Origin of the sequence: Butyrivibrio sp. XPD2002, from assembly GCF_000423945.1 — a bacterium.
In the GTDB taxonomy this organism is placed as follows: Bacteria; Bacillota; Clostridia; order Lachnospirales; family Lachnospiraceae; genus Butyrivibrio.
Map to the genome: position 1 here is coordinate 20,640 of NZ_KE384115.1, position 11,945 is coordinate 32,584.

General features: G+C 40.6%; 12 protein-coding genes. 9 read left to right on the forward strand and 3 right to left on the reverse strand.

The window, feature by feature from the left end; translation table 11 throughout:
- The first annotated feature begins 739 nt into the window (after nt 1-739).
- The 5 genes from G587_RS24730 to G587_RS0117735 all read left to right on the forward strand — a co-directional run bounded on the left by G587_RS24730 (nt 740) and on the right by G587_RS0117735 (nt 4,478).
- Nucleotides 740-1,540 carry a hypothetical protein gene (locus G587_RS24730; RefSeq protein ID WP_051201135.1) on the forward strand — a complete coding sequence of 267 codons (801 nt, stop codon included), beginning with the start codon at nt 740-742 and terminating at the stop codon, nt 1,538-1,540.
- Between the two features lie 66 nt (nt 1,541-1,606).
- Nucleotides 1,607-2,083 (forward strand): DUF5721 family protein, encoded by a 477-nt coding sequence (locus G587_RS0117720; protein ID WP_026493329.1) that lies wholly within the window; start codon nt 1,607-1,609, stop codon nt 2,081-2,083.
- 74 nt (nt 2,084-2,157) lie between these two features.
- On the forward strand, nt 2,158-3,243 hold the full coding sequence (locus tag G587_RS0117725) for a S66 family peptidase (RefSeq protein WP_081679511.1): 1,086 nt from the start codon (nt 2,158-2,160) through the stop codon (nt 3,241-3,243).
- A gap of 95 nt (nt 3,244-3,338) precedes the next feature.
- Nucleotides 3,339-3,632 (forward strand): DUF1294 domain-containing protein, encoded by a 294-nt coding sequence (locus tag G587_RS0117730; RefSeq protein WP_026493331.1) that lies wholly within the window; start codon nt 3,339-3,341, stop codon nt 3,630-3,632.
- An 81-nt stretch (nt 3,633-3,713) separates the two neighbouring features.
- The gene (locus tag G587_RS0117735) at nt 3,714-4,478 is read left to right on the forward strand and encodes a hypothetical protein (protein WP_026493332.1); all 765 of its coding nucleotides are present in this window, start codon (nt 3,714-3,716) and stop codon (nt 4,476-4,478) included.
- Between the two features lie 65 nt (nt 4,479-4,543).
- Here the strand turns inward: G587_RS0117735 and G587_RS0117740 are convergent, their stop codons facing one another.
- A complete protein-coding gene (locus G587_RS0117740; protein ID WP_035787249.1) occupies nt 4,544-5,572 on the reverse strand; it encodes a type II TA system antitoxin MqsA family protein in 1,029 nt (342 codons plus the stop codon).
- Nucleotides 5,547-6,017, reverse strand: a complete 471-nt coding sequence (locus tag G587_RS0117745; RefSeq protein ID WP_026493334.1) for a hypothetical protein — start codon at nt 6,015-6,017, stop codon at nt 5,547-5,549. The genes G587_RS0117740 and G587_RS0117745 overlap by 26 nt, the downstream gene beginning before the upstream one ends.
- Before the next feature lie 200 nt (nt 6,018-6,217).
- On the opposite strand from G587_RS0117745, the gene G587_RS0117750 reads away from it, so the two are divergent.
- Nucleotides 6,218-6,397 (forward strand): DUF1963 domain-containing protein, encoded by a 180-nt coding sequence (locus tag G587_RS0117750; RefSeq protein ID WP_026493335.1) that lies wholly within the window; start codon nt 6,218-6,220, stop codon nt 6,395-6,397.
- 91 nt (nt 6,398-6,488) lie between these two features.
- Nucleotides 6,489-7,181, forward strand: coding sequence for a YczE/YyaS/YitT family protein (locus G587_RS0117755; protein ID WP_026493336.1), 693 nt, complete (start codon nt 6,489-6,491; stop codon nt 7,179-7,181).
- A 21-nt stretch (nt 7,182-7,202) separates the two neighbouring features.
- On the opposite strand, the gene G587_RS23440 is transcribed toward G587_RS0117755, so the two are convergent.
- Complete coding sequence (locus tag G587_RS23440; RefSeq protein ID WP_155829612.1) at nt 7,203-8,534, reverse strand: MATE family efflux transporter; 1,332 nt, start codon at nt 8,532-8,534, stop codon at nt 7,203-7,205.
- 170 nt (nt 8,535-8,704) lie between these two features.
- Between G587_RS23440 and G587_RS0117765 the strand changes: the two genes are divergently transcribed.
- Nucleotides 8,705-10,021: a hypothetical protein gene (locus G587_RS0117765; RefSeq protein ID WP_026493337.1), complete on the forward strand. Its 1,317-nt coding sequence runs from the start codon at nt 8,705-8,707 to the stop codon at nt 10,019-10,021.
- 24 nt (nt 10,022-10,045) lie between these two features.
- Nucleotides 10,046-11,881, forward strand: coding sequence for a hypothetical protein (locus G587_RS23445; RefSeq protein WP_035787251.1), 1,836 nt, complete (start codon nt 10,046-10,048; stop codon nt 11,879-11,881).
- The last annotated feature ends 64 nt before the right edge of the window (nt 11,882-11,945 follow it).

An 11,945-nucleotide genomic window follows, 5' to 3' on the forward strand; every position in this document is an offset into this window, starting at 1 on the left:
AGCCGCGGAAACATGTAGTTTTTTATACGACATATTCTAGCATGAAAAGCAATGTGGGTAAATAAAGTGAGGGGGAGAAATTATTATTGGGGAATATTTTTGGGGATTCTTTCGGAATTCTTTTTGGAATTCTTTTTGAGGATATTTTCGGAATTATTTTTGTTTGGCTATAAGCCAATAATATTATTGGCAAATAATGTTATATGTTGACAAATATATTATTTGATAATATTATGGTTAAGCCTTGAATGGCAATCTTATTTAATCCATGCGACTTAATAATTGTGATTTCGTCGCGATTTTCCAATGTTTATTGCATAGTCTGAATTAGTTTTCACCGCAGGTGCACACCCTTTTTGTGGCGTAGCAGTTGTGTAGTGGTATTAAGAGCCCTGACTATGGCGCTATATTCTGTTTTTACGCGACTTTTATGTTTTAGAGCGATAGTCCCGTAGGAAGGTGATTTGAAAATTGCAGGCTTAAGTGTGTTACTGCTGAAAATGGAAAAGTCACGTAGGATTCTGGGATTATTTTGAACATCGTACTTGAGAATTTGTGGAAACGGAACAATGTCTAGTAGGAAGGGGATTATTAAGAACGAAAACTACGTGAACAAGCGCTGAGCAAAGAAAAGGTCAAGTAGGATAGCGATGAAGGCCAATTTTGTCTACGCGATATGCATAAGAGTGGGAAAAAAGGTCAAGTAAAAAGCGTTTAATATAGAAAGGAAGAATTATAAATGGAGAATTACAAAGAAAGTCTTGAAGCACAATTAAAGGAAATAGACTTGTTGATTGCAAAAACCGAAAAGCATTTGGAAAAGCTGAAGAATCTACCTGATAAAAGGATAGGGACAAGTAAGAGCAATGGATGTGATCAGTACTTTTGGATTGATAGAAATTCTAAAAAGCGCAAGTACGCAAAGACAAGTGAAATTCCTATGCTAAGAAAAATTGCTCAGAGAGACTATGAAGTAAAAGTAAATAGAAAGCTGAAGCGAATCAAGAAAAAGCTTGCTGACTTTATAGAACAGTATGATATTTTTGAGATAGAAAGAGCTTTTGAAAATATGTCGGAAGCCAGAAAGAAGCTTATTGTTCCGATAATTGAGCCTGACGAGCTGTTTATTCAGCATTGGAAGGAAGTGGAATATGAACCAATGGAATTTAGGGATGAAGCATCAATATTCTATACGGAGAAAGGGGTGAAGGTAAGGTCGAAATCTGAATTGCTGATAGCGAATGCCTTAGAGAAAAGAGGAATACCCTATAGATATGAGTATCCGATTAAGATAAAAGGAATAGGAAACGTGAGGCCGGACTTTACATGTCTTAATTGTAGAACAAGAAAAGAGTTCATCTGGGAACATTTTGGAATGATGGATGATATGGGATATGTAAACAGGAATATTCCTAAGCTCAATTCTTATGAGCAGAGCGGGTACTTTCCGGGAGAAAACATGATAACGACATTTGAAACCTCTCAGAATCCATTAGGTTCCGGAACAATAAAGATGATGATTGAAAAGTATCTTTTATAATAATATGTGTAAAACATGCTATAATTTAGTTTGTTTTATGAATACGAATTAGTTAAGGAAAAAAGAATGATAGCTTTACAGATAAAAAACACAAAGCAGTTCATGTCGACGCTGCTGGCGTCGGAGGCTTTTGACGGATTTTTGCTTGATAGTGCTGAGCTTAAAACTGCCAATACCTACACCATAGATGGACATGTAAACAAGGATTTCTTCGGCGAGGACGATAAGCCGGAATATGACCTTTCTTCCTGGAAAAGCATGAGACCTGTGTGCTACGAGCTCATAAAGGGTAAGCACACGCCTGTGTCCTTCAAATTTATTCTTTGTCTTACTCCTGATAAAAAGGAAGAGCTTCTGGAAGCATCGCTGTCAGCCGTGGTGTCGTCCCTTGTTTTCATAATAAAATTTGCAGAGGGGCACATTACTATAACAACCGGAGCTGCGCTGGCCGGATTTGTCCTTGATAAATCCTACGAGAAGATCTGGGATGAGTATATGAAGCGTTTTTTAGACAGCGCAAATTTGGAGTATGAGGAACTGTGAGTAAATTACAATCAGGAACCTAAGAACATAATCCTGATTGCCAACTGATAGATGTAAAGAAAAAGGAGGAAAGTATGATAAAAAGACCTGAATACATTAAGCCCGGATGCAGCATTGGAATTACAGCACCTTCCTTTGGCCCGTCAACAGAGCCCTATCGTTCCATGTATTTCTTTGCAAAGAAGAACCTTGAGAACAGAGGGTATAAGATTGTTGAAGGGGATACACTTTTTAAAACAGATGGCGTCGGTATCAACACCGATCCCAAGGTGGCAGCAGCTGAGCTTGTAGAGTTTTACAAGAGAAGCGATATTGATGCAATTATCTCTGCAGGTGGCGGGGAGCTCATGAATGAGACTATAACACATGTTGATTTTGAGAGTTTAAAGGACGTAAAACCAAAGTGGTATATTGGATATTCCGACAATACTAATTTCATTTTTCCGCTGGTGACAATAGCCGGAGTACAGGGAATATACGGTCCGTGCATTTCAGGCTTTTCGAAGAAGTGGGAGGAACCTGAGTTTGATGCGGTGGCACTTTTAGAGGGAACAAAGACAGAGTTTTCCGGTTATGAGAAGTATGTCAATCCCTTCCTGGAAAAACCGGAGGCTGAAAAATCAGAGGAGCCTGTAGATTACACCACTTTTAACTTCGATATTCCCTATGAATATAATTCTGATAAGGTGCTCACAAGCTATGTATGCGAGGGCGGAAAAGCTGTAAAGGCAGATCCCGGCAAAGAGATTTCCATGGAGGGAATCCTTCTTGGAGGCTGCGTTGACGTACTTGCCAATCTTGTTGGAACTCGCTTTGACAATATGAAGGAATTTAACAAAAACCATAAGGATGTTATCTGGGTTCTTGAAGCCTGCGACCTCACACCCATGAGCTACAGAAGAGCTCTGTGGAATTTAAGAGAGACTGGATGGTTCGACAGTGCGAAGGGCTTCGTCATTGGCAGACCTTACACTGCCTTTGGAAAAGAGATGATGGGTGCAGACCACTACAACGCCGTGACAGCGGTGGTGGAAGAGCTCGGACTTCCTATCATAATGGACGCGGACATCGGACATATCGATCCTATGATTCCTGTTGTGATGGGCGCAGAGGCTAAAGTTACTGCAAAGGGTAACGACCTTAAGATAAGCTACAAGTGATGTGCTGGCTCATTTTGCGTGAAAAGTCATACATATTATTAAAAACCTGCTATGCTTTGTTGCGCAGCAGGTTTTTATAAGTTAGAATATTTTGCATGAACTCATTAGAATTTATTTTATGTTATCTGGGAATTATAAATGTCATAAGCTTTCTTGCCATGGGAAGTGACAAGAGAAAGGCCAAAAGGAATGCTTTCAGAACACCGGAATCTATCCTTTTTATTTTTGCGTTAATGGGTGGAAGTATCGGAAGTATTCTTGGGATGTATATTTTCAGGCATAAGACCAAGCACTGGTATTTCGTGGTTGGAATGCCGCTTATACTCCTGATTCAGATAGGAATCGTGGTGGCTATCAAGATGTCACCGGTGGAGGTGCTCTTTAGATAAGGGCGTCTTTGTGTGAAAAATGGAGTGCCATCAGCTTATGAGGGTGCTTTTGAAGTATAAAAATTGGGGTTGTAAAAGAAGATGCATATAGCAGTTTTTGATGACAATATAGCAGACAGAAAGCAGATGGAGCGCCTGTTAAGACGCCAGTCCGACAGATATCAGAAGGAAGGTAAGGAGCATTTTTATATTGATCTTTATGGAAATATTCAGGCTCTGATGCGCTTCCCTCAGCTTTATGACATTATTTTTATTGATATGGCTGAGCCTGAGTCGGAGGACAGCCGCTACAGGAACGGAATCGATGTTGCCAGAATCCTATTCGAAGCAGGCGGCATCAAGAATGTGGTTATGTGTTCGGGTAAGCATGATTACAAGGTGCTTGCTAAGGAAGAGGGGCTCTACGATAAGTTGCTGTTTTTGGAAAAAGCGATTAAGGTGAAGGACCTTGAGGCTATGCTGACAGAGTGCGAGACCCGCTTAGGAGATCCTGTACCAACTCTTGAGCTTCGTGGTGAAAAGGAAACCTTCTACGCTACTCAGGATGACATCGTCTGTGCTGAGATGATAGGAGAGCACCAGCTCACTGTTTACTTCACGGAGGGCAGACAGCTCGACGTAATCACCGATATCTATAATTTGTACGAGCAGTGCGAGATATTCGATTCAATATGCCCCATTTCCCAGAACGCTTTGATAAACGTTCATCACATCAAGGACGAGGGCTTCGGCTGGGTTCTTATGGACAATGACAGGAAGGTCAAGGTTGCCTTTGCATACAGAGGTAATATCAAGGAAATCAGAAGACGCCTGGCTGCGAAGGCAAAGGCAGAGGAACGGAAATAAATATAAAGGCTGTGGATATGAGAGAAACACGAGTGATGTTTGTCATATTTCACAGCCTTTTTGTGCTATATTTGCAGTTGGTTAGCATATTCAAATGATATTATTTCTTTTGAAGCTGTATTCTTATAAGCAGCTTCGGAATGCATGAATTCAATAATATCGTTCTTAGTGAGTTTCCCTAACTTTTTGATGACTATATCGAGAATTTTCTTTTCATCATAAGAAAGAGAAGGAAATGTATTTTTGCCATTTAGTGAAAAATGATATGCTGTGGTTTCGCCCATATCAATTTCTTCGCAGGGGATTCCTTTTAAATCTATAATGGAATTATGACCGATTGGTACGGCACCCATTGGTAGAGATTGATAAGCCAAACCGGTTATTGCATATCCTCTTTCTTTATAGGATAGGGCATCGGCATACCACATCAGCTTCATGAGCTTGACTTTATATAAGTCCGTAACTTTTTGCGAAGCTGCGAAATATCGGATAACATCAACAACTTTATCCAGGGATAGAGATGCATTACCCTGGGCGATCTTATTTTCTTCGAATCTTGCATAATCCGCTTTGATCGCACGTCTTAAATAAATATCTCGCTCTGTTTCATATAGTTCGATGGCTGTACTGAGATATTTTTTATAAGCTGCTTCTGAAAAGCTACTTTTTGAATCTGTCAGTAATGATATGAACCACTCAGGATCAGAGTCGATTTTTCTTAGTATGGTGTCATGAGCTCTGTCCTGCACTTGATGAGTCTCGTATCTCGTAATGGTTTTTCCACCCCAGCCAAGAAGCATGCATAGATCACTTTGAGAAATTGCATATTTTGTGCGGATAGCAATAATCTCTTTGGAAGTCAATAAACCTAAAGCTTTTCTATAGGCGTCTTTAAGGGATATATCATTATCCTGCATCTGTGTTTCATCTGCATAGAATTCATCAGCTTTGTCGCAATAAGTGTACTGGGCTTGATAATTAACCTTTTGACCTTTGAAAGTCTGCGTTTCATCGATTAAAACATATTTGACTATGTGTTCTTCCATGCAACAGGTACATAGACGGTGCTCAGTTTTTAGAGTTTTTATTTTCATGATTGTGCCTCTCTTTCCTATAGGGAAACATTTCTGGACTAAAAGCCTTTTCGGCGAAATGGAATGACATTACAAATGTAGTCGGATGACCATAGATGCCAAGGATTTCTACACGTATTTTTATATAGACATCTTCATCATTATAAGCTTTTCCAAACTCTCGCATATCACTACGCTTGGGATATCGTATATCTTTCACTGTTTGGATATAATCTTCTGTGGTAAGAGTAAGCAGTTCTCTTTTTAATGCTTCAGAAGGATTTTCATCGGGAAAAAGGGTGCTGACGGTATACTTGTTTGTGTATTTTTCGTCGCGCATATCATCAACCCGGCGTTGTATCTGAAACTCTATTTTTGCCCCATTGTCTAATGCGTACTTAAGGTTTTGAATATAAGAGGTTACTTCGAGTTCGCTTTCTATATATGAGACTGAATCTAATGACATAAGTTACTCCTAAAAGGTATCAATTGATACCATCATAATACACCGAAAGTACAATGATTGTCAATTTTTATGCATTTCTACTTTTGCAAAAGCTACAAGAAGCTTATAATAGACACCGATACTAAATGAATCATTTGGGGGATAAAGAAGCGCGAATGATTGTAGCGCCACGTTATATACGTATACGAGAGGGAAAGAGTATGGAAAAAGAAGAAGTACGTAAAATTATTCAGGACAATATCAGAAATCAGATTGAGCTGGATATTAAGGAAAATAATGATGGTGTAGCTGTGGATGGAACAATTCATTTCTACATCAAACGAGAGGACCTCCAGGCTCTGAACTTCGATAATATAGAGTATATTCTGGATTGTTCATAATAATGAGAATCATGAAAGATGGGATAATCCATCATAGGAGAAACCGGAAAAATGGATGCAAATACAATTATCAGAAGGTTTTTGGTGATAAATGATTAAGAAATATGCTTTAAAAGAAAATAGAACAGCAGGAGCAATCCTTGTAAACATGCTTCTTGCAGCGATTAGTTTATTTGCAAACGGTTTTGGTGTGTACCTCACCATCCAGGCCAATATTGGCGCCGGTCCGTGGGATGTCCTGAATCTTGGAGTATCACATACTTTCGGAATACTGTACGGCACCGCATCAGTTGCGATTTCTTATGCGATTTTGGGTATAGATATCGCATTTAAGGAACCTATTGGAATTGCCATGTTTATCGACGCTTTTGTTGTAGGAAAAGCGGTTGACCTTTTTAACAAGCTTGATGTAGTTCACAAATGTGATTCATTAAAGACGGGAATTCCTGTGATGTTCCTTGGTCTGGTGATAATGGCATACACTCAGTATACATATATGAGTGCTTCACTTGGCTGCGGACCCAGAGATACTCTGCTTGTTGCGCTTGCAAAGCGTGCGAAAAAGATTCCTATCGGAATTGTAAGTATTACGCTTCTTAGTCTTGCCACCTTTATAGGATGGCTTCTGGGCGGCCCTGTCGGTATCGGAACGCTCATCTGTGCATTTGCAACAGGCCCTATTATGCAGCTTGCATTCGCCACCGTGAGATTTAATGCCACAAGTGTACATCATCAGCACCTTGCGACATCCTTCAGAGTTTTTATGAAGAAAAAGATCGCCTGATCAAGGGCGTAGTCAGAATGGTCATGACTCTTTACCTATTAAGATAAAATAGGTCATGGCCAGCATTATAAATGCGCCAATCCAGGCAGAGACCTCGGAGATGGCGATTCCTCTAAAGGACATTCTTCCAATTGTAAATCCAAATCCCAGTCTCATAGCAACCTCCAGAAATCCTGAAAACATGGGAATCATGGTGTTTCCAAGACCCTGAACTGAATAACGGAATACAAATAGCCATCCAAGTGCGAAAAGACTTATTCCAAGGATGGGCATAAATTCTGCACAATACCCTATGGTGACAGGATCGCTTAGCATCAGTCTTGAAATTGTTCCCGGAATGACAACCTGTATTAGTACCAAAGGAATATTTACAAGGACAGACAGAGCAAGTCCCTGTCTTACGCCTTTGCGGATTCTGTTGTAATTTCCTGCACCCTTATTCTGCCCAACAAAGGTGAGGATAGCGAGGCCCACAGAGATTCCGAACTGTTCGAAAAGTCCTGCGAATTTCATGCAGACAGAATAGGCTGCAACGTAAGCGCTTCCCATAAGGTTTACAAAATACTGCAATATCATTCCACCGGTAGCGGTGACTGAATTCATAAAAGCAACAGGAAGACCGATCTTAAGAAGGTCAAGGCATAATGAAGGCTGAGGCATTACTAAGAGCCTTCTGTTTTCATCAGTTTCATCACATAGGATCGGAATCTTACGAAGTCCCATGCGGCAGTAGATGTAGGAAACAGCCTGTGCTATGACTGTGGCAATGGCTGCTCCTCTGACTCCGAAATGCATCCCCATTACAAGTAAAACATCCAGAATGATATTCGTTATTGATGAGATTATCATCGCAGTCAGTGGTGTCTTGCTGTCGCCAAGAGACTGAAGTATGGTGATCGCAAGGTTGTTGAGTACAGTAATGATTATTCCGGCGAGTATTATTGCAAAATAGTCATAGGCATCCTTGAAAATATCTGACGGTGTTTCAAGAAATGTCAGCATACCCTTTAATGACAGAAGACAAAGGACAGTGAACAGAATACTCATAGCCGTGCTTATATACTGTGCTGCCAGGACATATCCGCGAAGAAGCTTTGAGTCACCCTTTCCAAAGGACTGGGAAAAGCTTATTCCGAATCCTCTTGTGAGTCCTACTACGAATCCCAATATGAGAAAATTAAGTGTCCCAGAAGCGCCGACGGCTGCCAGTGCCTTATCACCGATTCCTTTTCCTACGATTATGCTGTCAACAAGGCTGTATACCTGCTGAAAAAGATTACCGAAAAGTAGTGGCAGGAAAAACAACACTATCTGCTTCATGCTGTTTCCTGATGTCATGTTATTAGTCTTCAAATTTTTATCCCTACCAATTTGTCACAATTTAGTTTTTATAGCTAAGCATATATTCTATATTTGTGCCGGTAAGTATGCAATAGAGTTTTTTTATATGGAGATTATTGTCTGCAATACCCACAAATGCTATTGTAGTTAGTGACAACGAAAAACTAACATAGGATACATTTATGAAAAGAAAAGCATTATTCATCACATTTGCCATAGCAATAGCTTTATGCGGATGTGCGGAAAAAAAGAATACAGAAACCAATTCCAATGAGAATGGAAAGGCTGACTTTGCAGAACTCATTTCTGATACAGGTAAGGATAATTCTTCAGAGTCTAAGGAAGAAGCAGACGCGTCTGCCGCAGGCAGCGAAGAAGTGACTAATACTACTTCTGAAGATATTCCGGATGATAGTTCTGATAATGCATCTTCTTCGGATATTGCAGACTCTTTGGACATGCCCGAGAGCGGTACGGAAGCATCTTCTGCAGGCACCTACAAAGAAGCATACATTGCCAAAATCAAAGAGGAGCAAAAAATTGCCGCTGAACTTGAAGGTGATTTTGATAATGAGAACTATGAGGAGACCATAGACTCTTACTGGCTGTACGACATCGATAAGGACGGAACTCCTGAGCTATTTATTAAATACGGCCACGATGAAGCCTCTTTTCATGGGATGGTGTTTACATGCGTTGACGGCGAAATTAAAAGCTTAGATGGCCTTAACATGGGACATTCTGCATACTATGGAGTTCCTAATGAGAATGGAATCTTAAGCTATTGGGGACACATGGGATATGGCGAGTGCATGAAGGTCACGTTAAATAACGGTGAGCTCAGCGGCGAAACCCTGTATGCAGAAGATATAAACGAGAAACTGGACAACGGAGAGGATGTATGGTACAAGGCTGCTGATGAGATAGTGCCGGGTGCTTACCTCCTGGATTCTTACGATTATAACAATCTGTATCCGATCGAGGAATACGAGAAGACCTTGGAGTTTTCATACAAGGAAGGCTCTTCTGCCGGAGAATATAAATTCCCGGAGGATGATCCTGAATATTATACGAAGATAGCGGACAGCGATACCGTTGTCAATGCATTTGCTCTTGATAAGTTTATGAAAAGTCCCGGGGAAGCGCCATTTAGCGATCTTTTAAAGGATAAAGTCATATATGAGTATGCAAAAGCTCCGTTAAAAGTACACGACTTTAGCTACGCAGATCTTAATGATGACGGTATCTATGAGTGTATTTTTTATATCGATCCGGATGACGATAGCGTTCAGAGAAACCAGAGTGAATACGGCGGAATCATGACAGTGCAGGATGGTGACATATATGTTTACTTGACGTTTTATCCGTCTGTTTCCCGCATCACCGAGGATGGCTTCTTTGTTACGGATCCCGATGAGTACTCGAATGAACGCTATGTCAGAAGAATTATGTATGATAAGGAAAATTGCTTTAGATTTGCAGTTCCACAAGTAGATTGATAACTAAAAAAGAGGGGGAAAGCCATGAAAAGAATTCGGGTTTTTATGTTAGTTGGTCTTATGTGTAGCGCACTTCTTGCGGGATGCCAGAAAGCCAGTGAGCAGGCTGTAGAAAGTAATGCTGCCCACTCTGTTACTACGGATAAAACTGGTGAAAATGATGAGTCTACAAAGGCAGAGACTACATCGGAAAATGATGATTCTTCAACCGAGGAAAGTTCTGAAGAAGCTACCGCTGATAATGAAGTAGAAGCACCTGAAGAAGAAAACCAGGATGAAGCAGTTACTGATGAAACTGAAAGTCTGGAACTATCCTCAGAGAATGCATCAAGCAAAAATCATAGCAGCCTTATCTCAGGTCTTCGAATCTTTCACAAAGACAACAACTACTATGGTGAAAACTATTCGAGGCTTTTCATCGGCCATAACTATGAGCACCTTGCTCTTTCAGATGATACGAAAAAAGCATACCCCGAGCTTGAAAAAGCCATCCTGATGGTAAACGACCTCATAGCTACGGATGAAGCAAACAGTTATTACGCAGCGTACAGACAGGTGATGAAGAACGGAGAAAATAATAACGATGACTATCCGGTTGAAGACAGGGACTGGAATATCTTTGTACGCAGGGCTGACAGTGATGTGCTAAGTGTCCTGGTCGAGATAACGACGGCATCCTATGAAGACTACAATCATGTGAGATACATGGCTTACAATATCAAACCGGACACAGGAGAGGTGCTTAAGCTTTCAGATATCATCGAGGATGAGGATGCTTTGTATGAAAAGCTCGCCCGGAAATTCCTTGAAGAGATGAAGAAAGACTACGAAGCGCTTTCTGTAGGTTCATCCGAGATGAGCGAAGCAGAGATGAAAGAAAAACTGCAGCAGAGTGCTCATGATGAGCAACTGGTATGGACACTGGAACCGCAGGGTGTTTCGTTTTGGCTAAACTCAATGAACCTGTCCCCGCTTAGCATGAATTCGAAGCTCTTGTTTTGCGAGGACGAGAAGGGCAGTATTTTCACAAGTGATGTCAGAGATAATATTCCTGACACATGGGTGACTCAGCTTCATCCTAGTTCTAATGAACTTATAGACGCCGATGATGATGGAAAACCGGATACCATTTACGCGATGGAAACGAAGGAATATGTACCCGAGTCTAACTATGAAATAACGACAGGAATGCTTGTGAACTATAACGAAACAGATTACGAATTTCCTAGTGAGGACGATGATTATGACTTTGAATTTTCGTTAGTACACCAGAAGGGGAAAAGCGTACTTCTTTCGCAGTACAAGGAATACGAAGCTGATATTCAGCAGTTATATACAATTGATGATTCGGGTGTCAAAGAGACAGATCTTTTGTGTGGCTGGGTTTGCGGAAATCCTGACGAAAGCTTTACTGACTTTGATAACTACTCGTATGTTACACATATTATGACTGATCCTGCATATTTCCATATTGCGATTACATCATGGTTGTTGTCCACTACTGATGTAGTTACTGAATATAGGATTACAGAGGATGGAAAATTCGAGTGTCTGTCGGGGCGGAGTGAAATCATGGAGGGCTCCAGGTATGAGATATCACTGAAGATGCCTTTGGATGATATTGAAGTTGTGAATGCTGCAACGGGAGAAGTGACAAAGGAGACCGTGAGTCTTAAGGCCGGTGACACCTTAAAGCTGATGTTTACTGATGTAGATAATTATGTGGACTGCCTCACCAAGGATAATAAGCTTGTTAGAATACGTGTTTACATGGATGATGATCTAGGCAAATGTACAAAAGTAAATGGCGAAAATGTGAGTGTATTGGAAGTGTTTGATGACATGTTTTTCGTAGGATAAAAAGTGTGGTTGACCTAGTCTCTACACAAAAATATATCCCCGGTGTTCGATTGAACACTGGGGA